Genomic DNA, 23903 nt, shown 5'->3' on the forward strand with positions numbered 1-23903 from the left:
ATGGACTGGACTCACCGGTTGCGCCTGCGCAATCTGAAAATGCTGCTCAGCCTGGCCCAGACCCGCAACATCAGCCACTCGGCCGCGATGCTCAACACGACCCAGCCGGGGTTGTCGAAGTGGTTGAAGGATCTGGAGGACGACATCGGCCTGCCGCTGTTCGAGCGCCATGCGCGCGGCCTGCGGCCGACGCCGCACGGCGACGTGCTGATCGCGCACGCGCAGCGGGTCGAGGCGCAACTGGACCGCGCCAGCGCCGACATGGCCGCCTTGCGCGAAGGGGGCGGCGGGCGGGTGGTGATCGGCGCGTCCGGCGCCTCGGCGTCGGATACCGTGCCGCTGGCGGTGATGAAGCTGCTCGAACGCATGCCGCAGGCCCGCGTGAAACTGGTGGAAGGCACCACCGACCGCCTGCTGGCGCAACTGGCGCAGGGCGACCTGGACATCGTGGTGGGCCGCTCGGCGCCCGAGCATCACGATCCGGCCATCCGCTTCGAGGCCCTGTACCTGGAGCCGATCCACCTGGTGGCGCGGCCGCGCCATCCGCTGTTCGCGCGGGAGCAGCCGGGCTGGCCGGAGCTGCTGTCATACCGCTGGATCCTGTGGCCCAAGGGCACGCCGATCCGCAACGCGGTCGACGCCGCGCTGGCCGCGGCCGGCCAGGCGCCGCCGGCCGATCACATCGAATCCAATTCGGTCACCATCAACCTCACCCTGATCAACAACAGCGACATGATCGGCGTGGCCTCGCATCGCGCCGCGCTGCGCTTCACGCAGATGAAGGCGATGCGCATCATTCCGGTGCGGCTGTCGGGCTTCGGCTCGGTGGCCATGTACTGGCGCGAGGACGCGTTCCGGCCGACCGCCGTGCAGGAGGCGATGGCCGCGCTGCGCAACACGGTAGCCGAACACGCGCCGGGCGTGACGAGGCTCTGATGGCGCCGTCCGGCCCCGGGCTGAATGCGCTGATCGCGCAATGCCGCCGCCTGGAGGCGGCGCTGCGCGACGAGGCGGGCGCGCCGGACGCGTCCGCGGCCATGCACCGCTTCGTTGCCGAGATGGATGCGCGCGCCGCGCCGCCGGGGCTGTGGTCGCCGCTGGCGCTGGCGGTGCTGACGATGGTCGGCGGCATCGGCGTCGGCATCGGCCTGCTGAGCCTGCTGCTGCGGCCGGCCGGACCGGCGCTGGCGGCCTTTGCGCTGGTGCTGGCCTGCGCCGTCACGGCCCTGGCGCTGGCGATCGGCGTGGTGGCCTTCATGGGCGGCTACAGCCTGGGGCTGGTGCTGCTCAAGCGCACCGCGCTGGCGTTGGCCACTGCCGGCGTGCTGGGCCTGATCGCGTGGTCACAGGGCGACATGCGCGCGGTCGGACCGGTGGTCGCGCTGCTGGGCGGCGCGGGCGCGTGGCTGCTGATGAACAGCAATGCGTTCTATGTGTTCGCCGGCTATCGCGTGGCGCTGCGGGTGATGCAGGCGCAGGCACGGCGGCCGTAAGCGGCCGGCTGCGTGCGCGTGATGGGTGGCGGGGGAGGGGCCGAGGCCGCCGATGCCTCGCGGCGATCCGCGCGCAGGCAGCCGGCGCGTGTCAGCGGCGCGCCGGGCGGCATCCGTTCACTTCGCGGTGTTGGACCAGCCCTTGGACAGCTCCACCGCCTGGCGCCAGCGCCGCATGCGGGCCTCGCGCACCGAGTCCGGCCAGGCCGGTTCGAAGGTGCGTTCGGCCTGCCACTTGGAGGCGAATTCGTCCTGATCCGACCAGAAGCCGACCGCCAGGCCGGCAAGGCCGGCCGCGCCCAGCGCGGTCGATTCGGGCACCCGCGGGCGCACCACCGGCACGCCCAGCAGGTCGGCCTGCATCTGCATCAGCAGGTCGTTGCGGGCGGCGCCGCCGTCCACCCGCAGCTCGGTCAGCGCGATACCGCTGTCGCCGTTCATGCAGGTCAGCAGTTCGGCGCTCTGCAGCGCGATGGATTCGAGCGTGGCGCGGGCGATGTGGGCGCGGGTGGTGCCGCGCGTCAGGCCCACCAGGGTGCCGCGGGCGTAGGGGTCCCAGTGCGGCGCGCCCAGGCCGGCGAAGGCCGGCACCATGAAGACGTCATCGGTGTCGGCCACGCTGGCGGCCAGCGATTCGATTTCCTCGGAACGCTGGATGATGCCCAGGCCGTCGCGCAGCCATTGCACCGCGGCGCCGGCGACGAACACGCCGCCTTCCAGCATGTAGGCCGGACGCCAGCCTGGCTGGCCCTGCGCCGGCAGGCCCCAGCCGACGGTCGACAGCAGGTGGTTGCGCGACTGCACCGGCTTGTCGCCCACGTTCATCAGCATGAAGCAGCCGGTGCCGTAGGTGTTCTTGGCCATGCCCGGCTTGAAGCAGGCCTGGCCGAAGGTGGCGGCCTGCTGGTCGCCGGCCACGCCGGCGATGGGAATCGAGCCGCCCAGCCATTCGGGCAGGGACTCGCCCACCACCGCGCTGCTGGGCGCGATGGAGGGCAGCACGCTGCGCGGAATGTTGAGCAGCGCCAGGATCTCGTCGTTCCAGTCCTGCGTGTGCAGGTCGAACAGCATGGTGCGCGAGGCGTTGCTGGGGTCGGTGCTGTGCACCGCGCCGCCGGTCAGCTGCCAGATCAGCCAGGTGTCGACGGTGCCGAAGGCCAGTTCTCCGCGCTCGGCCTTCTGGCGCGCGCCGGGCACGTGATCCAGCAGCCAGGCCAGCTTGGTGCCCGAGAAATAGGCGTCCAGCACCAGCCCGGTGCGCGATTGCAGGAAGTCGGCGTGGCCGTCCTGGCGCAACTGGTCGCACATGGGCGCGGTGCGGCGGTCCTGCCAGACGATGGCGCGGGCCAGCGGGCGGCCGCTGGCGCGGTCCCAGATCAGGGTGGTTTCGCGCTGGTTGGTGATGCCGATGGCGGCCACGTCGGCGGCGCTGGCGGCGGCGTTGCGCAGGGCCTCGCGCGCCACGTCCAGCTGGCTGTGCCAGATCTCGCCAGGGTCATGTTCGACCCAGCCCGGCCGCGGATAGTGCTGGCGGAATTCACGTTGGCCGATGCCGCGCACCACGCCATCGCGATCGAACACGATGGCGCGGGAGCTGGTGGTGCCCTGGTCCAGGGCTAGGACAAATTCATTCGTCGTCACTGTTCTTGGCGCCGTTCAGGTGTGCCCCGGCCAGCGGGTCGAGGCGTCTAAAGGAAAAGACCGAAGCCGCGCACAGCAGGCCGATGACGATGAAGCCGACGATCACGTCGCCCACCACCAGGCTTTCCGCCCCGCGCAGGGTCATGCTGATGTTCAGGGTCACCGCGGCCACGCCCACGCCCAGGCTGATGCCGAGCTGCTGCGCCATGGCGGCGAAGCTGCTGGCGCGGCTCATCTTGGCCGGGGGAATGTCGGCATAGGTTAGCGTATTTACGCCGGTGAACTGCAGCGAGCGGAAGAAGCCGCCGACCAGCAGGATGGCGATCATCAGCCAGACCGGGGTGGTGGGGGTGAACGTGGCGCAGACCACGATGAAGGCGCCGGTCAGCACCGCGTTCACGGTCAGCACGCGGCGAAAGCCGAAATGCCTGACGATGGGCGTGGCGACGAATTTCATCAGCAGCGCGCCGGCGGCGCTGGCGAAGGTGATCAGGCCGGCCGAAAACGGCGACAGGCCGAAGCCCACCTGCAGCAGCATGGCCAGCAGGAAGGGCGTGGCGCCGACCGCGAAGCGGCACAGGTTGCCGCCCAGCGTCGAGATGGCGAAGGTCGGGATGCGCATCAGCGCCAGATCGATGATGGGGTGTTCGGTGCGGCGCGCATGCCAGCCGTAGAGCAGGCCGCAGACGATGCCGACCGCGATCAGGCCCAGCAGCATCGGCAGCGGCATGACGTCGCGGCCGATGGCCTCGAAGCCGCTGACCAGCGTGGCCAGGCACACGGCGCTGAGCAGGAAGCCGAGCCAGTCCAGGCGCGGCGCCGATTCTTCCTTGATCTCGGCCACGTAGCGCAGCACCAGCGCGATGCCGAGCACGCCGATGGGGATGTTGATCAGGAAGATCCAGTGCCACGACATGTACGTGACCATGAAACCGCCCAGCGGCGGCCCGATCACCGGCCCCAGCAGCGCCGGGATCGACAGGAACGACATGGCTTTCAACAGATCCTGCTTGGGCACCGTGCGCAGCAGGATGATGCGGCCCACCGGCACCATCATGGCCCCGGCCATGCCCTGCACCACCCGGGCGATGACCAGTTGCGGCAGGTCCTGCGACAGGGCGCAGGCCACGGAACTGAGGGTGAACAGGCCGATGGCGGCGATGAACACGCGGCGCGCGCCGTAGCGGTCGGCGGCCCAGCCGCTGACTGGCACGAACACGGCCACCGACAGCAGGTAGGAGGTGATGGCCACGTTCAACCGCACCGGGGTCGATCCCAGGGCCCGCGCCATGGCCGGCAGGGCGGTGGCGACCACCGTGGCGTCCAGCATCTGCATGAACAGCGCACAGCCGACGATGAAGGGAATCATGCGCGCCGCGCGCACCGCGTCCGGGGTCGAGGGAGGAGCGGGATTGGCTGCGGCTGCGGATTCGGCTGACATGGCGGAGGGGGGCGGTGGGACCCGGAAGATTGTAACGCCGGCTCCCGGCCCCGCGTGCAGTAAACTCCGGGTATCCGAAACCCACTGAAATTGGTGCCATGGCAACCAACTACGAATCCGAGATCACCAAGTTCCTCAAAGACTACAAGCAGTCGCACCCTGGCACCGAAGAGCGCCAGCGCGAAGGCCGTGCGCGTCTGTGGGACAAGCCGCAGGACGCGGAGCTGCTGGAAGGCTTCCGCGCCGCCCGCGTGCCGCAAAAGCCGTACGTGTATCAGGCCGACTGATACCGTTGCGGCAGCCATGGCCCACACCCCCTCCGTCCCGGGCGATGCCCTGGCCGCGCTAGTGGAACCGTCCGTCGACAGCACGCCCGACACCGTTGACAGCGTCGCGTTCGCGCGCCTGTACGGCGAGCCGCTGTTCCAGATGCCGACGGACCTGTACATCCCGCCGGACGCGCTGGAGGTGTTCCTCGAAGCCTTCGAGGGGCCGCTGGACCTGCTGCTCTACCTGATCCGCAAGCAGAACTTCAACGTGCTGGACATCCCCATGGCGGATGTCACGCGGCAGTATCTGTCCTATGTGGAACAGATCCGCATCCACAACCTGGAGCTGGCCGCCGAGTATCTGCTGATGGCGGCCATGCTCATCGAGATCAAGTCGCGCATGCTGCTGCCGGTCAAGAAGACCGACACCGGCGAAGAGCCCGAGGATCCGCGCGCCGAGCTGGTGCGCCGCCTGCTCGAGTACGAGCAGATGAAGCTGGCCGCGCAGAAGCTCGACGCGCTGCCCCAGTTGGGCCGCGACTTCGTCACCAGCCATGCGGTCGCCGACCTGAGCGTCGAGCGCATGCTGCCCGAGGTCAGCGTCGACGACCTGCGCGCCGCGTGGGCCGACATCATGAAGCGCGCCAAGCTCAACCAGCACCATCACATCACCCGCGAACAGCTTTCGGTGCGCGACCACATGACGCACATCCTGCGGCGCCTGAACGACGTGCGCTTCATGGAGTTCGGCGACCTGTTCATGGAACGGGTGCGCGAGGGCGCGCCGGCCGCCGTGGTGGTGGTGCACTTCATCGCCATGCTGGAACTGGCGCGCGAATCGCTGCTGGAAATCACCCAGGCCGAGCCTTACGCGCCCATCTACGTGCGCCTGGCCTACACCAGCGTCGCGGCGGTCGCGGCCTGATCCGATTCCCCCCGGGCTGTGCGCCCAACCCCGGAGATCCCCCTTGAAAGTCGTCCACACCATCCAGGAATTGCGCGACCACCTGCGCGGCCAGAACCGCGTCTCGTTCGTGCCCACCATGGGCAACCTGCACGAAGGCCACCTGGCGCTGATGAAGCTGGCGCGCCAGCACGGCGACCCGGTGGTCGCCAGCATCTTCGTGAACCGCCTGCAGTTCGGGCCGAACGAGGATTTCGACCAATACCCGCGCACCCTGGCCGCCGACATCGAGAAGCTCGAACGCGAGCGCGACGTGTACGTGCTGTTCGCGCCCAACGAGCGCGAGATGTACCCCGAACCGCAGAATTTCCGCGTGCAGCCGCCGGACGACCTGGGCGACATTCTCGAAGGCGAATTCCGCCCCGGCTTCTTCGCCGGCGTCAGCACCGTGGTGCTCAAGCTGTTCTCCTGTGTCCAGCCGCGGGTCGCCGTGTTCGGCAAGAAGGACTACCAGCAACTGATGGTGGTGCGCAACATGTGCCGCCAGTTCCAACTGCCGGTGGAAGTGCTGGCGCACGAGACCGTGCGCGCCGACGACGGCCTGGCGCTGTCGTCGCGCAACCGCTACCTGAGCGAGGCCGAGCGCGCCGAGGCCCCGGCCCTGTACGCCGCCCTGCACAACGTCGGCCAGCGCCTGGCCGCCGGCGAGCGCGACGCCGCGAGGCTGGAGCGCGAGGCCACCCAGCAACTGACCGATCGCGGGTGGAAGGTCGACTACATCGCCCTGCGCCGCCAGCGCGACCTCAAGCGTCCGGAAGCTGCCGACCTCCAGGCGGGCGAGCCGGTGGTGGTGCTGGCCGCCGCCAAGCTGGGCGCGACCCGCCTGATCGACAACCTGGAGCTGGCCTACACGGCCTGAGCCGGTTGCGCCGCGGCCGGCTCAGGCCGGGCCGCGCACCCCTGGCAAAATTGCCAGCTTATGTCGCCGGCGAGGGCGGGGCAGACTCTCTGCAAGTCATCATTGCAGAGCCATTCCATGCACGTTCCCCGCGCCGACCTCGATCGCCTCCTGTCCGCCCTGACGCCGCGCGAGCGCCAGATCGTCGCCTATGTCGCGGCTGGCCGTCCGAACAAGGTCATCGCGATTGACCTGGACATTTCCCTGCGCACCGCCGAGGCCCACCGCGCCCGGATCTTCGCCAAGCTGGGCGTGCGCAACGCCATGCAACTGGCCTGCCGGCTGTGCGCCTTTGGGCAACCGGGCGTGTCGCCGGTGCTGGGAGCGCCATTGCCGTGCGGGTCGGAGGCTGGGGCGCCGGTCGCCCCGCCGCCCGAGCCCGCTGCGGATACGCCCGCGTCAGACACGCGCTATGCGCTGCGGGCGGAGCGGGTCGATGCCATCCTCGCGGATTGCTGCGCGGCACTTATCAATAAAGGATACTGGAGTAAGTAGGCACTTACTTTTCGAGGGTGGCCAGCCGCCCCTCGGCTTTCATCGGTCCAGGAGGCCGCCCCAAAAACCAAGGGCCTGGCGGATGCGTCATCCGGCAGGCCCTGCGGGGGATGGCCAGGCCGGGCTGGATACCCGGCCCGCCGCGCTCAGGGGCATTGAGGCGCCTGGGCCTTGGCCAGTTCGTCGATCGGATCCAGGTCCGGCTGGCGGGTCAGGTTGTAGTTCAGGTTGGGCGACTGGCCGCCGATGGAGCGCACGCGCAGCACGTTGTTGGCGGCGACCACGAATTCGACCCGCATGTTGCCCTTGCTGTCGAGCAGCAGGACGCGCGGCGGGCGCTCGTCGGTGGCGTCCCAGCAGCCTTGCTCGACGATCGGCGCGGCCTTCTGGGGATCGTTTTCCAGGTAGGCGGTGCGGCCGCGCCAGCGGCCGTTGGGCGCCAGGGTCAGGGTGACGCGTTGCGCCGTGCACTGCATGGCGGGCGAGAAACACGGCAGCGTACCCATGTAGGTCTGCGGCTGCGGCACCAGGCTGTTGGCGGCGGCGCTCTGCGTCGCGGCGGGCGCCGGGGCGGGCGCCGCGCCGGCGCTGGCGCCGCTGCTCGCGCCTTCCGGCACGGGCTGGCCATCCTCGGTGGTGGCGCCCTGGGCCGCGGCGGCCTGGGTCGGGGTCTTCTTCTGGTCGGGCTTCAGCGCGATCTGCACCTGCGACGGCGCCCGCAGCACGGTGCGGTAGCCGGCGCCGGAACCCTGGTACTGGGCGTCGGTGACGGTGCTTTCGGCCGGGGGATCGTAATAGCCTTCGGTGCGTTGCTGGGCGCAGCCCGCGGCTGCCAGCGCCGTGCCCGCTAACAGCAGCCCCATCATGCTGAGTTTGCGGGGGCGGGTAAGGATTTCGACGCGCGCGGCCATGGCAGCTGATCCGTAAGTTGAGTCTGTCTCCGATTTTACGCACTTATGCGAAGATTCGATACGTTCCCCACCATCCTGAAAGGCGTTGCCGGCACTTTATGCACAAATTACGACACGGCTCCTGGCAGCCCGCCCGCCGTCCTGCCGTCCGCGCTCGTCCGCCGGCGCGGCGGACCGCGCCGCGAGGGCGCGCATGACGCTGTGGCATGTCTTGCCGGTGCCCCTGGCGGCGTTTGTCGCGCTGGCCGCGCTGGCCGGCCTGCTGGTCGGCGGCTGGCTGACGCAGGTCACCTACCGCCTGCCGCGCATGATGGAACGCGAGTGGCAGGCGCAGTGCCAGGAAGCGGCGGGCAATGCCCGGCCGGCGATCGACTCCGACCTGCGGGCGCCGGCCGCGCATTGTCCGAGCTGCGAGGCGCCGGTGACGGGCTGGCGCCGCCTGCCGCTGCTGGGCTGGCTGGCGCTGCGCGGCCGTTGCGCCGCGTGCGGCGCCCCGATCGGTTGGCGCTATCCCGCCATCGAGGCGATCACCTGCATCCTGTTCGCCGCCTGCGCCTGGCGTTTCGGCGCCACGCCCATCGCGTTGTGCGCCATGGGCTTGTCGGCGGCGCTGGTGGCGCTGGCCTGGATCGATCTGGAATCGACCCTGCTGCCGGACGCGATCACGCTGCCGCTGACCTGGGCCGGCCTGCTCGTGAATCTGTTCGACGCCTTCACGCCGCTACCGATGGCGGTAGTGGGCGCGGTGGCCGGCTACCTGTTCCTGTGGGTTATCTTTCATGCATTCCGCCTGCTGACCGGCCGCGAAGGCATGGGCTACGGCGATTTCAAGCTGCTGGCGGCGCTGGGGGCCTGGTTCGGTGTCGGCGCCTTGCCAATGCTGCTGCTGGGCGCCTCGGTGGTCGGCGTGGTGGTGGGCGGCGCCCTGACGCTCGGCGGCCGGGCACGCCGCGGCCAGGCCTTGCCGTTCGGCCCATACCTGGCGCTGGCGGGCGTGGCCGTGCTGCTGCTGGGCGGCGAGCAAGGCCTGGGATGGTTGCTGCATTGAACGCGCGTCCGCCCCGCGGCGGCGCGCGCCCGGTGGGGCGCAGGGGCGGCGGGGAGCAGGGCGCACACGAAGGACGAACATGTTCAAGATCGGTCTGACAGGGGGCATCGGCTCGGGCAAATCGCGCGTGGCCGACATGCTGGGGGAATGGGGCGCATCGGTGGTCGATACCGATGAGATCGCGCGCGCGCTGACCGCGGCCGGCGGCGCGGCGATGCCCGCCATCGAACGCGAGTTCGGGCCCGACGCGTTGACGCCGGCAGGCGCTCTCGATCGCGACTGGATGCGCGAGCGCGCGTTTGCCGACCCGCAGGTCCGCCTGCGCCTGGAAGCCATCCTGCATCCGGCCATCGGCCACGAAACCGAACGCCAGGCCGAGGCCGCGCGCGGCGTCTATCTGGTGTTCGTGGTGCCGTTGCTGGTCGAGTCCATCGGGCGCTGGCGCGGCCGCGTCGACCGCATCTGCGTGGTCGATTGCGATCCCGACACCCAGGTGGCCCGGGTGCGCTCGCGCAGCGGGCTGACGGACTCAGCCATCCGGCGTATCATGGCGGCACAGGCTGCGCGGGCGGACCGGCTCGAGGTCGCGGACGACGTCATCGACAATGGCGGCGCGACATCGCCGGAGCAATTGCGCGCGCAGGCGAAGACCCTGCATGATCGCTGGCTCAAGCTGGCGGCCACCACGGGCCGGCAAGCTTCGGGCTTGGCCGGCACCCCTGAATAATCTCGGCCCGCCGGCCGACCTCTGATGGGCCTGTTTACAAGCGTGATTGTTTACGAATATCCCTTCAACGAGCGCATCCGCGCCTACCTGCGGCTCGAATACCTGTTCGACAGGCTGTTCTTCTTTGCGCGCGAGGGGGATTCACGCCAGCACCAGGTTGCCGTCACCTCGCTGTTCGATCTGCTCGATGTCTGCGAACGCACCGACGTGAAAGGCTCGGTGCTGCAGGACCTCGAACGCCAGCGCGTCGCGCTGGTTGGGTTGCGCGACCACCCCGGGGTGGCGCAGGACGCGCTCGAAGGCATGCTGCGCGAACTCGAAAAGGTGGCTTCGGCCCTGGCGGCGCCCGGCAAGACCGGCCAGTCGCTGCGCGAGAACGAATGGCTCACCAGCCTGCGCGGGCGCCTGGCGGTGCCCGGCGGCGCGACTCAGGTCGACATGCCGTCGTACTACGCCTGGCAGCATAAGTCCGAAGCCGCGCGCTGCGCGGACCTGCAGGCCTGGCTGGCGCCCTTCACCGCCCTGAACGACGGCCTGACCCTGGCGCTGCGCCTGCTGCGCGAGTCAGGCCGCAAGATCGACATCGTGGCCGAACAGGGCGCTTACCAGGAGATGCTGGGCGGCAAGCAGTACCAACTGCTGCGCGTCTGGGTCGATCCGGCGCAGGGGGTCTTTCCCGAGATCAGCGCGAATAAGTACATGATCTGGATCCGCTTTTCGACGCAGGACGGCGAATTCAAGCCCCAGCAGGTGGCGCGCAGCATCCCCTTCCAGATCACGCTCTGCAATTCGTAGCCCGTCGGGCGCGAGCGGTGGGGGGCATCCCGCCCCGATTCCTGTTGCGGCCGATTTCAGCGGTAACGGACAATGGCTGAAATGTCGGTCGTCTAGGTCACAATACGGCTTTCTCCGTCAGTGCCGGAACCGTATCCCATGTCCGATAGCCGTCCCGTTTCGTCGCCTTCCCGCTGGACCCGCCGCAGAATCATCGGGTTGGCGGTGCTTTTGCTGGTGGTCGCCGGCATCGCCTGGCTGGCGCTGCGGCCGGCCGCCAAGCCGGGTGGCGCGGGCGGCGGGCGTCCGGGCGCGGGCGGACGGCCCAACATGGCCGCGGCCATGGCCAACCTGGCCGTGCCGGTGCGCGTGGCCAGCGCCGTCACGCAGGACATCGATATCTACCTGAAGTCCCTGGGCACCGTCACGGCCTACAACACCGTCACCGTGCGCAGCCGCGTCAGCGGCGAACTGGTCGACGTGCCGTTCCAGGAAGGCCAGCAGGTCAAGGCCGGCGACCTGCTGGCGCAGGTCGACCCGCGCGCCTTCCAGGTGGCCCTGGACCAGGCCCGCGGCACCCAGATGCAGAACCTGGCGCTGCTGGAGAACGCGCGCCGCGACCTGCAGCGCTATCAGGCCCTGTTCAAGCAGGACTCGATCGCCAAGCAGCAAGTCGACACCCAGGCGGCGCTGGTGCGGCAATACGAAGGCACCATCAAGAGCGACCAGGCCAATGTCGACAATGCCCGCCTGCAACTGGACTACGCCCGCATCACGGCGCCGATCAGCGGCCGCCTCGGCCTGCGCCAGGTCGACCGCGGCAACCTGGTGTCCAGCTCGGACACCAACGGCCTGGTGGTGATCACGCAGACCCAGCCGATCTCGGTGGTGTTCACGCTGCCCGAGACGCAATTGCCCGAAGTGCGCGCCGAACTGGCCCAGGGCCGCACCCTGGCGGTGGAGGCCTATGACCGCGCCGACACCCGCCGCATCGCGTCCGGCACGCTGGAGACGCTGGACAATCAGATCGACGTCACCACCGGCACCCTCAAGCTCAAGGCAAAGTTCGACAACCAGGACGACGCGCTGTTTCCCAACCAGTTCGTCAACGTGCGCCTGCACGTGCTGACGCGCAAGGGCGTGACCGCGATTCCGACGGCGGCGGTGCAGCAGGGCTCGGCCGGCGCCTTCGTGTTCCTGGTGCAGCCGGACAATACCGTGCAGGTCAGGCAGGTCAAGCTGGGCGCCATCAACAATGGCATGGTCGCCGTCAACGAGGGCCTGCAGCCGGGCGACCGTGTCGTCACCGAGGGCACCGACCGCCTGCGCGCCGGCGCCAAGGTCGAGGTCGTGGGCGGGGGCGAGGTGATCCCCGCCGCCAAGGACAAGTCGCTGGGCGGGGGCGCGCCGGCGGGCACCACGCCCGCCACGCGCTGATCGAGGGGCCGCCCCGTGAGCCCGTCGCGCCTGTTCATCCTGCGGCCCGTGGCCACCACGCTGTCGATGGTGGCCATCCTGATCGCGGGCTTCATCGCCTACCGCATGTTGCCGGTGTCGGCGCTGCCCGAGGTCGACTACCCCACCATCCAGGTGACCACGCTGTATCCGGGCGCCAGCCCGGACGTGATGACGTCGCTGGTGACTTCGCCGCTGGAACGGCAGTTCGGCCAGATGCCGGGCCTGAACCAGATGTCGTCGACCAGTTCGGGCGGCGCCTCGGTCATCACCATGCAGTTCAACCTGACGCTGCCGCTGGACGTGGCCGAGCAGCAGGTGCAGGCCGCCATCAACGCGGCATCCAACCTGCTGCCCAGCGACCTGCCGGTGCCGCCGACCTACAACAAGGTCAATCCGGCCGACGCGGCGGTGCTGACGCTGGCCATCACCTCGCCCACCATGCCCTTGCCGCAGGTGCGCGATCTGGTCGATACGCGGGTGGCGCAGAAGCTGTCGCAGATTCCGGGCGTGGGCCTGGTGAGCGTGGCGGGCGGGCAGCGCCCGGCCGTGCGGGTGCAGGTCAATCCGCAGGCGCTGGCGGCCAACGGCCTGGGGCTGACCGACCTGCGCACCGCGGTGGTGGGCGCCAACGTCAACCAGCCCAAGGGCAACCTGGACGGGCCGCTGCGCTCGACCACCATCAACGCCAATGACCAGCTCAAGTCGCCGACCGACTACAACGACCTGATCATCGCCTACAAGAACAACGCGCCGCTGCGCCTGTCGGACGTGGCGCGCGCGGTCGAGGGCGCCGAGGACACGCGCCAGGCGGCCTGGGCCGGCGACAAGCCGGCCATTCTGCTGAACATCCAGCGCCAGCCCGGCGCCAACGTCATCGACGTGGTCAACCGCATCCAGGCGCTGCTGCCGCAATTGCGCGCCGCGCTGCCGGCCACGCTGGACGTGACGGTGGTGTCGGACCGCACTCAGACCATCCGCGATTCGGTGGCCGACGTGCAGTTCGAGATGCTGCTGGCCGTGGCGCTGGTGGTGATGGTGACCTTCGTGTTCCTGCGCAGCCTGACCGCGACGCTGATCCCCAGCGTGGTGGTGCCGCTGTCGCTGGTGGGCACCTTCGGCATCATGTACCTGGCCGGCTTCTCCATCAACAACCTGACGCTGATGGCGCTGACCATCGCCACCGGCTTCGTGGTGGACGACGCCATCGTCATGATCGAGAACATCGCCCGCCACATCGAAGAGGGCGAGACGCCGTTGCAGGCCGCGCTCAAGGGCGCGCAGCAGATCGGTTTCACGCTGATCTCGCTGACCTTCTCGCTGATCGCGGTGCTGATTCCGCTGCTGTTCATGACCGAGGTGGTGGGGCGGCTGTTCCGCGAGTTCGCCATCACGCTGGCGGTGTCGATCCTGATTTCGCTGGTGGTGTCGCTGACGCTGACGCCGATGATGTGCGCGCGCCTGCTGCGTGCCGAATCCGAGCAGAAGCACGGGCGCTTTCACCAGGTCACCGGCGCCTTTATCGACCGCACCATTGCCGCCTACGACCGCATGCTGCAGAAGGTGCTGCGGCACCAGCCGTTGACGCTGCTGGTGGCCCTGGCCACCTTCGCGCTGACGGTGCTGCTGTACATCCTGGTTCCCAAGGGCTTTTTCCCGCAGCAGGACACGGGACTGATCCAGGCCATCACACAGGCGCCGCAGTCCATTTCGTTCACCGCCATGGCCGAGCGCCAGCAGGCGGCGGCGCGGCTGGCGCTGGAGGATCCGGACGTGCAGGCGGTGTCGTCCTTCATCGGCGTGGACGGCAGCAACGCCACCCTCAGCGCCGGGCGCATGCAGATCGCGCTCAAGCCGCAGGCCGAGCGCAACGGCGACCTGCGCACGGTCATGGCGCGGCTGCAGGAAGCCTTCGGCAAGCAGGACGGCCTGACCGTCTACATGCAGCCGGTGCAGGACCTGACCATCGAGGACCGCGTCAGCCGCACCCAGTACCAGATGACCCTGTCCAATCCGGACCTGAAGGTGTTGAGCGAATGGACGCCCAAGCTGATCGACCGGCTGCGCCAGGTGCCGGGCCTGAAGGACGTGACCGATGACCTGCAGGACGACGGCCTGCAGACCTGGGTCGAAATCGACCGCGACGCGGCCTCGCGCCTGGGCATCACGGCGGCGGTGGTGGACGAGGCGCTGTACGACGCCTTCGGCCAGCGCCTGATCTCGACCATCTTCACCCAGTCCAACCAGTACCGCGTGGTGCTGGAGGTGCAGCCGCAGTTCCAGATGAATCCGGCCTCGCTCGGCCAGATCCACGTCCCGACCTCGACCGGCGCGCAGGTGCCGCTGTCGTCGATTGCCCGCATCACCGAGGGCAAGACGGTGCTGGCGGTGAACCGGCTGGACCAGTTCCCGATGGTCACGGTGTCGTTCAATCTGGCGCAGGGCGCATCGCTGTCGGCCGCGGTCGAGGCAATCACCGCGGCCGAGGCCGAGATCGGCATGCCGGCCAGCGTCGAGACGCGCTTCCAGGGCGCGGCGCTGGCGTTCCAGAATTCGCTGTCGAGCACGCTGTGGCTGATCCTGGCGGCCATCGTCACCATGTACATCGTGCTGGGCGTGCTGTACGAAAGCTACATCCACCCGATCACCATTCTGTCGACGCTGCCGTCGGCCGGCGTGGGGGCGCTGCTGGCGCTGCTGATCAGCGGCACCGAGCTCGACATGATCGGCATCATCGGCATCATCCTGCTGATCGGCATCGTCAAGAAGAACGCCATCATGATGATCGACTTCGCGCTCGACGCCGAGCGCAAGCGCGGCCTGTCGCCGCGCGCGGCGATCCATGAGGCGGCGCTGCTGCGTTTCCGGCCGATCCTGATGACCACGCTGGCGGCGCTGTTCGGCGCGCTGCCGCTGATGCTGTCCACGGGCACGGGCGCCGAGCTGCGCCAGCCGCTGGGCCTGGTGATGGTGGGCGGGCTGCTGTTGAGCCAGGTGCTGACGCTGTTCACCACGCCGGTGATCTACCTGATGTTCGACCGCATGTCGCGGCGCTGGCGCGGCATGCGCGAGGCGCGCGCCGGGAGCGCGCCGTGATCCTGTCGGCGCCCTTCATCGTCCGGCCGGTGGCGACCACGCTGCTGTCGCTGGCGGTCGTGCTGGCGGGCATGCTGTCGTTCTTCCTGTTGCCGGTGGCGCCGCTGCCGCAGATGGATATTCCCACCATCTCGGTGTCGGCCAGCCTGCCCGGCGCCAGCCCGGAGACCATGGCGTCCAGCGTCGCCACGCCGCTGGAGCGCTCGCTGGGCAGCATCGCCGGCGTGACCGAGATGACTTCCAGCAGCACGCAGGGCTCGACCCGCGTGACGCTGCAGTTCGACCTGTCGCGCGACATCAACGGCGCCGCGCGCGACGTGCAGGCGGCCATCAACGCCGCCCGCTCGCTGCTGCCGACCAGCCTGCGCAGCAACCCCACGTACCACAAGTCCAATCCCTCGGACGCGCCCATCATGACGCTGGCGATGACGTCCGACACCCTGAGCCAGGGCCAGATGTACGACCTGGCCTCGACCATCGTGGCGCAGAAGCTGGCGCAGGTCGATGGCGTGGGCGAGGTCACGGTGGGCGGCAGTTCGCTGCCGGCGGTGCGCGTGACGGTGCTGCCGGGCGCGCTGGCCAATCGCGGGGTGTCGCTGGACGAAGTGCGCACGGCGCTGGCCAATGCCAATGCCAACCGGCCCAAGGGCGTGCTGGAAAACGACCAGTACCACTGGCAGATCATGGTCAACGACCAGCTCAGCCGCGCCGAACAGTACCGGCCGCTGATCGTGGCCTGGCGCGACGGCGCGCCGGTGCGGGTGTCGGACGTGGCCAAGGTCGAGGACTCGGTCGAGGACCTGTACCAGACCGGCTTCTACAACCAGCGCAACGCGATCCTGATGATCGTGCGGCGCCAGGCCGACGCCAACATCATCGAAACCGTGGACGCGGTGCGCGCGCAACTGCCGACGCTGCTGGCGCTGATGCCGGCCGACGTGCAACTGACCGTGGCGCAGGACCGCACCCCCAGCATCCGCGCCTCGCTGCACGAGGCCGAGCTGACGTTGATCATCGCGGTGGGCCTGGTGGTGCTGGTGGTGCTGCTGTTCCTGCGGCGCTGGCGCGCGGCCATCATCCCCAGCGTCGCGGTGCCGGTGTCGCTGATCGGCACCTTCTGCGTCATGTATCTGTGCGGCTTCACGCTCAACACCATCTCGCTGATGGCGCTGATCGTGGCCACCGGCTTCGTGGTGGACGATGCCATCGTGGTGCTGGAGAACATCATGCGGCACGTCGAGAACGGCATGTCGCCGATGCGGGCGGCGCTGCGCGGCTCGCGCGAGGTGGGCTTCACGGTGCTGTCGATGAGCCTGTCGCTGGTGGCGGTGTTCATTCCGATCCTGCTGATGGGCGGGGTGGCGGGGCGCCTGTTCCGGGAATTCGCGGTGACGCTGTCGGCATCCATCATGGTGTCGCTGGTGGTGTCGCTGACGCTGACGCCGATGATGTGCGCGCGCCTGCTCAAGGCCGAGCCCAAGGAACCGAAGCCGCCCGGCCGGCTGGCGCGCTGGGCCGAGGGCGGCTTTGCCTGGATGCAGGACGGCTACCGCCGCAGCCTGGCGTGGGCGCTGGCCCATGGCCGGCTGATGATGCTGGTCCTGGCGGCGGCGGTGGGCCTGAACGTGTACCTGTACACCGTCGTGCCCAAGGGCTTCTTCCCGCAGCAGGACACCGGCCAGTTGCTGGGCTTTTTCCGGGTGGACCAGGGCACGTCGTTCCAGGCCACGGTGCCCAAGCTGGAGGCCTTGCGCAAGGTGGTGCTGGCCGATCCGGCGGTGCAGAGCATGACCGGCTACGCCGGCGGGCGCGGCGGCAGCAACAGCAGCTTCATGCAGATCCAGCTCAAACCGCTGGGCGAGCGCAATGTCTCGGCCGAGCAGGTCATCAACCGCCTGCGGGCGCGGCTGCAGAACATGCCGGGCGCGCGCATGTTCCTGGTGGCGCAGCAGGACATCCGCGTCGGCGGCCGCCAGAGCCAGGGTTCCTATGACTACACGCTGATGTCCGGCGACCTGCAACTGCTGCGTTCGTGGATGCCCAAGGTGCAGCAGGCCATGGCGAAGGTGCCCGAGATCACCGACGTCGATACCGACGTCGAGGACAAGGGCCGCGAGATCAACCTGGTGATCGACCGCGACGCCGCCACCCGGCTGGGCGTGAGCATGGCGACGATCTCGACCGTGCTGAACAATTCCTTCAGCCAGCGCCAGGTGTCGGTGATGTACGGGCCGCTGAACCAGTACCACGTGGTGCTGGGGGTGGACCCGAAGTTCGCGCAGGACATCGAGTCGCTCAAGCAGGTCGAGGTCATCACCGCCAGCGGGGCGCGGGTGCCGATGGCGGCCTTCGCCCGCTTCGAGAACGCCAATGCGCCGCTGAGCGTGCAGCACCAGGGCCTGTTCGTCGCCGATACGGTGTCGTTCAGCCTGGCGCCGGGCGTGTCGCTGGGCCAGGCCACCGCCGCCATCGATGCGGCGGTGGCGCGCATCGGCCTGCCGTCGGACCAGATTCAGGCCGGCTTCCAGGGCACGGCGGCGGTGCTGCAGCAAACGCTGGCGCAGCAGCCGTGGCTGATCCTGGCGGCGCTGGTCACCATGTATATCGTGCTGGGCATCCTGTACGAGAGCTTCGTGCATCCGCTGACGATCCTGTCGACGCTGCCGTCGGCCGGGCTGGGCGCGTTGCTGGCCTTGCTGCTGGTGCGCATGGACTTCACGCTGATCGCGCTGATCGGGGTGTTCCTGCTGATCGGCATCGTCAAGAAGAATGCCATCATGATGGTCGATTTCGCGCTGGAGGCCGAGCGCAACCAGCACATGGCGCCGCGCGAAGCCATCTTCCAGGCCTGCCTGACGCGCTTCCGGCCGATCATGATGACCACCATGGCCGCCATCTTTGGCGCGTTGCCGCTGGTGTTGGCCACGGGGGCCGGCGTCGAGATGCGCCAGCCGCTGGGCATTACCATCGTGGGCGGACTGGTGCTGAGCCAGATCCTGACGCTGTACACCACGCCGGTGGTCTATCTTTACCTTGACCGTTTCCGCCTCTGGGCCGCGCGCGGGCGCGCCCGGCGCGGCGGGGGCGCTTCGATAGAACAACTATGATCCGCAACGCCAAGCCTTTCCCTTCCGCCTTCCTGCCGCGCGCCGGCATCACCCTGGCGCTGTGCGCGGCGCTGGCCGCCTGCGCCGTCGGTCCCGACTACCAGCGGCCGGCGCTGGACGTGGGCGCGGCCTACAAGGAAGGCCAGGACGAGGTGCCGGGCTGGAAGCGGGCCGAGCCGCGCGACGACGCCGACCGCGGCCAATGGTGGCGCGTCTATGACGACGCCACGCTCAATGGCCTGGTGGACAACCTCAATGCCTCCAACCAGACCATTGCCCAGGCCGAGGCGAACTACCGCCAGGCGCTTGGCCTGGTGCGCGGCGCCCGCGCCGGCTTCTTCCCCACCGTGGGGGCGGGCGCCGGCCTGACCCGTTCGGGCAGTGGCGGCGGCAGCGGCGGTTCGTCGTCCGCCTCGTCGGGCGGCGGCGGCAACGTGTCCAACCAGTATTCGCTGACCGGCAGCGTCAGTTGGGAGCTGGATGTGTGGGGCCGGGTGCGCCGCAGCGTCGAATCGTCCGAGGCCAGCGCCGCGGCCAGCCTGGCCGACCTGGCCGCGACCCGCCTGAGCGCGCAGGCCGCGCTGGTGCAGGCCTATCTGCAACTGCGCGTGCTGGACGAACAGAAGCGCCTGCTGGACGCCACGGTGGCGGCCTATGAAAAGTCGCTGCAACTGACGCAGAACCGCTACAACGTTGGCGTGGCGGGGCAGTCGGACGTGGCGGTGGCGCGCACCCAGGTCGAAAGCACGCGCGCGCAGTCGATCGACCTGGACTGGCAGCGCGGCCAGTACGAACATGCCATCGCGGTGCTGATGGGCCAGGCGCCGTCGCACTTCAGCCTGCCGCCGGCGCCGTTCTCGCTGCAGTTGCCGCGGATTCCGGTGGGCCTGCCGTCCGAGCTGCTGGAGCGCCGTCCCGACGTGGCCGCCGCCGAGCGCCGCGCCGCCGCCGCCAATGCGCAGATCGGCGTGGCGCAGGCGGCCTGGTTCCCCAGCCTGACCCTGTCGGCCGACGGAGGCTTCCGCAACGGCCAGTTCGCCGAACTGCTGACCGCGCCGGCGCGCTTCTGGTCACTGGGGCCGGCGCTGGCGTTGACGATTTTCGATGGCGGCGCGCGCCAGGCGCAGGTCGAGCAGGCGCGCGCGTCCTACGATGCCCAGGCGGCGGCCTACCGCCAGGCGGCGCTGACCGGGCTGCGCGAGGTCGAGGACTACCTGATCCAGTTGCGCGTGATGGAGAACGAACAGACCGTGCAGCGCCGCGCGCTGGAGTCGGCGCGCGAATCGCTGCGGCTGATCCAGAACCAGTACAAGGCCGGGCTGGTCGATTACCTGAGCGTGGCGGTGGTGGATGCCACCGCGCTCAGCAACGAACGCAGCGCGCTCAGCCTGTACGGCAATCGCCTGGTGGCCAGCGTCAACCTGATCGTCGCTTTGGGCGGCGGCTGGAACGGGCTGCCCGCGGCGCAAGGCGTGGAGCGCGCCGTCGCGCCGGCCGCTGGCGCCACGTCGGGGGCCGCGCCGACCCCTGCCGCCGTCAGGTAGGGATAACGCCTAACTCCTCCTCTCCCCGATTGACAAGCCGCAGGCCCGGGTTCCTAATGCGACAAAAGTGACCGAATGGTCACGTCAGGCCCAGGCCCGGTCGTGACGCCGTCCACGGCCCGGCTGCCGCGCCGAATCGCGACGCGCCGACGCACCGGATTCCGTTTGATCGATCGAACACTTCTGACGAAGGGGAAAGAGGATGGGCAGGTTTTTTCGTGCGGGAAAGGGCGTCGCCATGGCGCTCGCGGGCGGGATCGCGTTGACAGGTGCATTGGCCGCCCCGGCGGCGGCGGCCTGGCCGGAACGCCCCATCACCCTGATCGTGCCGTTTCCGCCGGGTGGCACCACCGACATTTTCGCTCGCACCATCGCCGAGCACATGCGCCCGGCGCTGGGCCAGTCCATCGTGGTCGAGAACAAGCCGGGCGCGGCCGGCAACCTGGGCGTGGCGGCGGCCGCGCGGGCCCAACCCGACGGCTACACCATCGTGCTGGGTTCGGTGGGCACGCAGAGCGTCAATCAGTTCCTGTACAAGAACATCGGCTTCAACCCCGCGACCGACCTGGCGCCGCTGGGCATGATCGCCTCCACGCCGAACGTGATGGCGGTGGCGGCCGCCTCGCCATGGCACACGTTGCAGGATGTCATGCGGGCGGTGAAGAAGGACCCGGGCAGGTATTCCTATGCCTCGCCCGGCATCGGATCTTCGGTGCACCTGACAGGCGCCTACTTCGAGTCGATGGCGGGTCTGCAGATGCTGCATGTGCCATTCAAGGGATCGTCGGCTGCGATCCCCGCGGTGATCGGCGGGCAGGTGGACATACTGATGGACAACCTGCCGAGCTCGATGGCGGCGCTCAAGGCCGGCGACCGGCTGCGCGGCATCGCCGTCACGTCGGCCGAGCGCAGTCCGGCCGCGCCGGACCTGCCCACCATGGCCGAAGCGGGCCTGCCGGGTTTCGAAGTGACCGCCTGGTCGGGTCTCTATGCGCCGCGCGGCACGCCCGCGCCGGTGGTGGATAAGCTGATCGCGGCGATGAAGCAGGCGCTGCAATCGCCGGCTCTGCGGCAGTCGCTGGCGCAAGGCGGCGCCACGCCCGGCAACCTGTTCGGCGCCGACCTGGCCGCCTTCGAGGTCAAGGAGCGCGACAAGTGGGGCAAGCTGATCCAGGGCCGCGGCATCAAGGCCGAATGAGGCCGGCCCGCCGCTGAACCCGGCGCGGCGCGCCGTCAGGCGGCGAGCGCGAAGCTCGCGGCTTGCACGGCGGGCGGTTGTCCGCGCATCAGATCGACCAGCATGCGCGCGCTGCCGGCGGCCAGGGTGAAGCCCAGGCCGCCATGGCCGGCGTTGAGCCACAGGTTGCGCCACGGCGTGGCGCCGATCAACGGCTTGCCGTCGGGACGCGCCGGCCGCAGGCCGGCCCAGGGTTGCGGCGCGCCGTCGGCGTTCAGGCGCGGGAACAGGCGCGCCACGTCGCGTTCCAGGCTGCGCGTGCGGCGCGGGTCAATGGCGCCGCCTGCCGCGCCGATGTCGACCATGCCCGCCACCCGCAGGCGCTGGCCCAGCCGCGCATACACCACCTTGCGGCCGATGTCGCTGATGCTGGCGCGCGGCGCGATGCTGTCGGGCGTCAGGTCGTAGGTCAGGCTGTAGCCTTTGAGCGGATAGATGCGCAGGTCCATGCCGATGCGGCGCGCCAGCGCCTGCGCGCCGATGCCGCCAGCCAGCACGTACTGGTCGGCCTGCAGGTCGCCGGCGGGCGTGGCCAGCGCCACGATGCGGCCGCCTTCGGTGCGCAGCGCCGACACCGGCGTGTCGAAATGGAATTGCGCCGCGCCGGGCGAGGCCCGCAGGATGCGTTCCAGCTCGGTGCACAGGCGCAGGCAGTCGCCGGCGTCCTCGGTCGGCGTGTGGATGGCGCCGGCGATGCTGTCGCCGATGTCGGCCAGCGCCGGCTCCAGCGCCAGGCAGGCCTGGCGGTCCAGGGCGCGTTGCTCGCAACCCAGCGAGGCCTGGTAGTCCATCTGCGCGAGCGCGCGGCCATAGGCCGCCGCGTCCTGGTAGACCAGCAGCTTGCCGCCCGAACTGAAGTCGAACGCCGGCCGCTCATGGCCGACCAACTGGTGCACGCAATGGCGGCTGTACAGCCCCAGCGCCAGCAGTTCACGGGTCGTGGCGCGGCTGCGGCCGCGGGTGCAGGCCCGAAGGAAGTCCAGGCACCAGCGCCATTGCGCGGGGTCGAGCCTTGGCCGCCAGCGCAGCGGCGTGTCGCGCCCCAGCAGCCACGCGGGCAGCTTGGGCAGCACCGCCGGGTCGGCCAGCGGCGCGACGAAGCTGTAGCTGAGTTGGGCGCCATTGGCGCGGCTGGTGACCAGGCCAGGGCCGGGGCCGGCTTCCACCACGCTGACGCGGTGGCCTTCGCGATGGAGGTAGTAGGCGGTGGTCATGCCGACCACGCCCGCGCCGATGACGATTGTGTGCATGATGCTCCGGGAACGATGCGGCGCTCGCGTCAGGGCGCCGGATGACGGGGATTCAGGCGGCCCAGGCCGGCGTTTCGAAACCGGGGGCGGCGCGGTCGGCATCGCGCAGCAGGCGGCCGGGGCGGGCGCCGGTGGCCACGCCATGCGCCTCGACCAGCTCGCCGTTGACCAGCACCGCCTGGATGCCGGCGGACGGACGCAGCGGCTCGGCGAAGGTGGCCAGGTCGGTCACCGCGGCCGGATCGAACACCACCACGTCGGCATAGCAGCCGGGGCGCAGCACGCCGCGGTCGCGCAGGCCGAACTGGGCCGCCGTCAGGCTGGTCATGCGTCGGATCGCCTCTTCCATGCCCAGCACGCGCATTTCGCGCACGTAGCGTCCCAGCACCCGCGAGAACGCGCCCCACAGGCGCGGATGCGGCCGCTGGTCGTGCGGCAGGCCGTCCGAGCCGATCATCACGCTGCCGTGGCCGATGACGCGCTTGACGTCGTCTTCGTCCATCGAGAAATAGATGGCGCCGCCGGGCGACAGTTCCTCGGCCAGGCGCTGCGGGTCCTTGCCTTCGCGCGCCGCCAGCTCGCGCAGATCCACGCCCTGGATCTCGGGCCGCGTCTGTGACCAGGTGACGATGATTCTTTCCCCGGCCGGCACGCGGCGCGGCTCCAGGATGGTGGAAGAGGCAGAGTAGGGATAGACATCCATGCCCAGCGGCTGGTCGGCGCGGGCGCGGTCGAACAGCGCCAGCGTTTCGGCGGTGCGGCCGTGGTTGTGCTTGCCCGTGACCTTGTGGTGCGACAGAATCGCCGGCACGTCGGCGGCGCGGCCGATCAGGAAGGCTTCCTCCATGGCGTCGCAGACGTGGTCGGCCTCGTCCCGCAGGTGGGTGGTGTACAGGCCCTGCCACGATGACAGCGGCGCGGCCACGCCGATGACCTCTTCGGTGCTGGCGTGCATGGCGGTGGGGTAGTACAGGCCGGTCGACAGGCCTGCGGCGCCGGCCGCCATGGCCTGGTCGAGCGTGTGCCGCATGACCGCGATTTCCTTCTTGTCGGCGGGCCTGTCCAGGCGGTCCATCGCCGACACCCGCAGGCTGGAATGGCCCACCAGCGCCAGGCTGTTGACCGCGGCCGGGCTGGCTTGGAGCGCGGCGGCGTAGTCCTGCATCCGCGCATACAGTTCGCCGGTGTGCTGCGCCAGCAGGTTCAAGGGCGGCGGCACGACGTCGCCGGGCGCGTGCACCGGGGCCAGGCTGATGCCGCAGTTGCCGGTCACCACCGTGGTGACGCCCTGGCTGACCTTGGGCCGCATCAGCGGCGCGGCCAGCAGCGCGCGGTCGTCATGGGTATGGCAGTCGATGAAGCCGGGCGCCACCACCTTGCCGGTGGCGTCGATGCGGTGCAGGGCATGCCAGGCCGCGCCGTCGCCGATGGCCGCGATGCGCTGGCCCGAGATGGCCAGGTCGGCGCGGTGGGCGGGGGCGCCCAGGCCGTCGGCGATCAGGCCGCCGGTGATGATGAGGTCGTATTCCTGCAAAGCGGATTGCGCGGGCATG

At 69.7% G+C, this 23903-nt stretch carries 19 protein-coding genes; 14 read left to right on the plus strand and 5 right to left on the minus strand.

Annotation, left to right across the window (positions count from 1 at the left end; translation table 11 throughout):
- The gene (locus AAID08_RS02615; RefSeq protein ID WP_241116325.1) at positions 1 to 936 is read left to right on the plus strand and encodes a LysR family transcriptional regulator; all 936 of its coding nucleotides are present in this window, start codon (positions 1 to 3) and stop codon (positions 934 to 936) included.
- Positions 936 to 1493 carry a hypothetical protein gene (locus AAID08_RS02620; RefSeq protein WP_064526622.1) on the plus strand — a complete coding sequence of 186 codons (558 nt, stop codon included), beginning with the start codon at positions 936 to 938 and terminating at the stop codon, positions 1491 to 1493. The genes AAID08_RS02615 and AAID08_RS02620 overlap by 1 nt, the downstream gene beginning before the upstream one ends.
- A gap of 117 nt (positions 1494 to 1610) precedes the next feature.
- Here AAID08_RS02620 and glpK read toward each other — a convergent pair whose 3' ends face one another.
- Positions 1611 to 3134, minus strand: coding sequence for a glycerol kinase GlpK (gene glpK, locus AAID08_RS02625; RefSeq protein ID WP_064526619.1), 1524 nt, complete (start codon positions 3132 to 3134; stop codon positions 1611 to 1613).
- Positions 3121 to 4575 carry a DHA2 family efflux MFS transporter permease subunit gene (locus AAID08_RS02630; RefSeq protein ID WP_049071001.1) on the minus strand — a complete coding sequence of 485 codons (1455 nt, stop codon included), beginning with the start codon at positions 4573 to 4575 and terminating at the stop codon, positions 3121 to 3123. The genes glpK and AAID08_RS02630 overlap by 14 nt, the downstream gene beginning before the upstream one ends.
- Positions 4576 to 4673: 98 nt before the next feature.
- On the opposite strand from AAID08_RS02630, the gene AAID08_RS02635 reads away from it, so the two are divergent.
- The 4 genes from AAID08_RS02635 (at position 4674) to AAID08_RS02650 (ending at position 7201) form a co-directional block, all read left to right on the plus strand.
- Complete coding sequence (locus AAID08_RS02635; RefSeq protein WP_006386935.1) at positions 4674 to 4862, plus strand: DUF3460 family protein; 189 nt, start codon at positions 4674 to 4676, stop codon at positions 4860 to 4862.
- Between the two features lie 16 nt (positions 4863 to 4878).
- Complete coding sequence (locus AAID08_RS02640; protein WP_054503364.1) at positions 4879 to 5769, plus strand: ScpA family protein; 891 nt, start codon at positions 4879 to 4881, stop codon at positions 5767 to 5769.
- Between the two features lie 43 nt (positions 5770 to 5812).
- Positions 5813 to 6667, plus strand: a complete 855-nt coding sequence (panC, locus tag AAID08_RS02645) for a pantoate--beta-alanine ligase (protein WP_054503365.1) — start codon at positions 5813 to 5815, stop codon at positions 6665 to 6667.
- A 117-nt stretch (positions 6668 to 6784) separates the two neighbouring features.
- Positions 6785 to 7201 carry a response regulator transcription factor gene (locus AAID08_RS02650; protein WP_054503538.1) on the plus strand — a complete coding sequence of 139 codons (417 nt, stop codon included), beginning with the start codon at positions 6785 to 6787 and terminating at the stop codon, positions 7199 to 7201.
- Between the two features lie 146 nt (positions 7202 to 7347).
- On the opposite strand, the gene AAID08_RS02655 is transcribed toward AAID08_RS02650, so the two are convergent.
- Positions 7348 to 8112: a copper resistance protein NlpE N-terminal domain-containing protein gene (locus AAID08_RS02655; protein ID WP_395757327.1), complete on the minus strand. Its 765-nt coding sequence runs from the start codon at positions 8110 to 8112 to the stop codon at positions 7348 to 7350.
- A gap of 193 nt (positions 8113 to 8305) precedes the next feature.
- On the opposite strand from AAID08_RS02655, the gene AAID08_RS02660 reads away from it, so the two are divergent.
- From AAID08_RS02660 to AAID08_RS02695, 8 genes are all read left to right on the plus strand, one after another.
- Positions 8306 to 9160, plus strand: coding sequence for an A24 family peptidase (locus AAID08_RS02660; protein ID WP_054503367.1), 855 nt, complete (start codon positions 8306 to 8308; stop codon positions 9158 to 9160).
- Between the two features lie 79 nt (positions 9161 to 9239).
- Entirely contained in the window at positions 9240 to 9887 is a 648-nt protein-coding gene (gene coaE / locus AAID08_RS02665; RefSeq protein ID WP_054503368.1) for a dephospho-CoA kinase, read from the plus strand.
- A gap of 42 nt (positions 9888 to 9929) precedes the next feature.
- Entirely contained in the window at positions 9930 to 10682 is a 753-nt protein-coding gene (gene zapD / locus AAID08_RS02670; protein ID WP_054503539.1) for a cell division protein ZapD, read from the plus strand.
- A gap of 138 nt (positions 10683 to 10820) precedes the next feature.
- Positions 10821 to 12098, plus strand: coding sequence for an MdtA/MuxA family multidrug efflux RND transporter periplasmic adaptor subunit (locus AAID08_RS02675; RefSeq protein WP_054503369.1), 1278 nt, complete (start codon positions 10821 to 10823; stop codon positions 12096 to 12098).
- Positions 12099 to 12113: 15 nt separating this feature from the next.
- The gene (locus tag AAID08_RS02680; protein ID WP_395757328.1) at positions 12114 to 15212 is read left to right on the plus strand and encodes an MdtB/MuxB family multidrug efflux RND transporter permease subunit; all 3099 of its coding nucleotides are present in this window, start codon (positions 12114 to 12116) and stop codon (positions 15210 to 15212) included.
- Positions 15209 to 18319: a multidrug efflux RND transporter permease subunit gene (locus tag AAID08_RS02685; RefSeq protein ID WP_395757329.1), complete on the plus strand. Its 3111-nt coding sequence runs from the start codon at positions 15209 to 15211 to the stop codon at positions 18317 to 18319. The genes AAID08_RS02680 and AAID08_RS02685 overlap by 4 nt, the downstream gene beginning before the upstream one ends.
- A complete protein-coding gene (locus AAID08_RS02690) occupies positions 18316 to 19863 on the plus strand; it encodes an efflux transporter outer membrane subunit (protein WP_395757330.1) in 1548 nt (515 codons plus the stop codon). The genes AAID08_RS02685 and AAID08_RS02690 overlap by 4 nt, the downstream gene beginning before the upstream one ends.
- Positions 19864 to 20101: 238 nt before the next feature.
- A complete protein-coding gene (locus AAID08_RS02695; protein ID WP_082401963.1) occupies positions 20102 to 21061 on the plus strand; it encodes a tripartite tricarboxylate transporter substrate binding protein in 960 nt (319 codons plus the stop codon).
- Between the two features lie 35 nt (positions 21062 to 21096).
- Here the strand turns inward: AAID08_RS02695 and AAID08_RS02700 are convergent, their stop codons facing one another.
- The gene (locus tag AAID08_RS02700) at positions 21097 to 22350 is read right to left on the minus strand and encodes a D-amino acid dehydrogenase (RefSeq protein WP_395757331.1); all 1254 of its coding nucleotides are present in this window, start codon (positions 22348 to 22350) and stop codon (positions 21097 to 21099) included.
- A gap of 52 nt (positions 22351 to 22402) precedes the next feature.
- Positions 22403 to 23902: an amidohydrolase family protein gene (locus AAID08_RS02705; protein ID WP_175144086.1), complete on the minus strand. Its 1500-nt coding sequence runs from the start codon at positions 23900 to 23902 to the stop codon at positions 22403 to 22405.
- Between the last annotated feature and the right edge of the window lies 1 nt (position 23903).

Origin of the sequence: Achromobacter sp. EB05, assembly GCF_044232075.1 — a bacterium.
Taxonomy (GTDB): domain Bacteria; phylum Pseudomonadota; class Gammaproteobacteria; order Burkholderiales; family Burkholderiaceae_B; genus Achromobacter; species Achromobacter dolens.

Excerpts from the sequence above, each read along its gene's own strand:
- AAID08_RS02690 (WP_395757330.1), top strand. The coding sequence starts at position 18,316 with ATGATCCGCAACGCCAAGCCTTTCCCTTCCGCCTTCCTGCCGCGCGCC.
- AAID08_RS02630 (WP_049071001.1), bottom strand. The coding sequence starts at position 4,575 with ATGTCAGCCGAATCCGCAGCCGCAGCCAATCCCGCTCCTCCCTCGACC.
- AAID08_RS02675 (WP_054503369.1), top strand. The coding sequence starts at position 10,821 with ATGTCCGATAGCCGTCCCGTTTCGTCGCCTTCCCGCTGGACCCGCCGC.
- AAID08_RS02705 (WP_175144086.1), bottom strand. The coding sequence starts at position 23,902 with ATGCCCGCGCAATCCGCTTTGCAGGAATACGACCTCATCATCACCGGC.
- AAID08_RS02660 (WP_054503367.1), top strand. The coding sequence starts at position 8,306 with ATGACGCTGTGGCATGTCTTGCCGGTGCCCCTGGCGGCGTTTGTCGCG.
- AAID08_RS02650 (WP_054503538.1), top strand. The coding sequence starts at position 6,785 with ATGCACGTTCCCCGCGCCGACCTCGATCGCCTCCTGTCCGCCCTGACG.
- AAID08_RS02635 (WP_006386935.1), top strand. The coding sequence starts at position 4,674 with ATGGCAACCAACTACGAATCCGAGATCACCAAGTTCCTCAAAGACTAC.
- coaE (WP_054503368.1), top strand. The coding sequence starts at position 9,240 with ATGTTCAAGATCGGTCTGACAGGGGGCATCGGCTCGGGCAAATCGCGC.
- AAID08_RS02640 (WP_054503364.1), top strand. The coding sequence starts at position 4,879 with ATGGCCCACACCCCCTCCGTCCCGGGCGATGCCCTGGCCGCGCTAGTG.
- AAID08_RS02615 (WP_241116325.1), top strand. The coding sequence starts at position 1 with ATGGACTGGACTCACCGGTTGCGCCTGCGCAATCTGAAAATGCTGCTC.
- AAID08_RS02695 (WP_082401963.1), top strand. The coding sequence starts at position 20,102 with ATGGCGCTCGCGGGCGGGATCGCGTTGACAGGTGCATTGGCCGCCCCG.
- AAID08_RS02700 (WP_395757331.1), bottom strand. The coding sequence starts at position 22,350 with ATGCACACAATCGTCATCGGCGCGGGCGTGGTCGGCATGACCACCGCC.
- AAID08_RS02620 (WP_064526622.1), top strand. The coding sequence starts at position 936 with ATGGCGCCGTCCGGCCCCGGGCTGAATGCGCTGATCGCGCAATGCCGC.
- AAID08_RS02655 (WP_395757327.1), bottom strand. The coding sequence starts at position 8,112 with ATGGCCGCGCGCGTCGAAATCCTTACCCGCCCCCGCAAACTCAGCATG.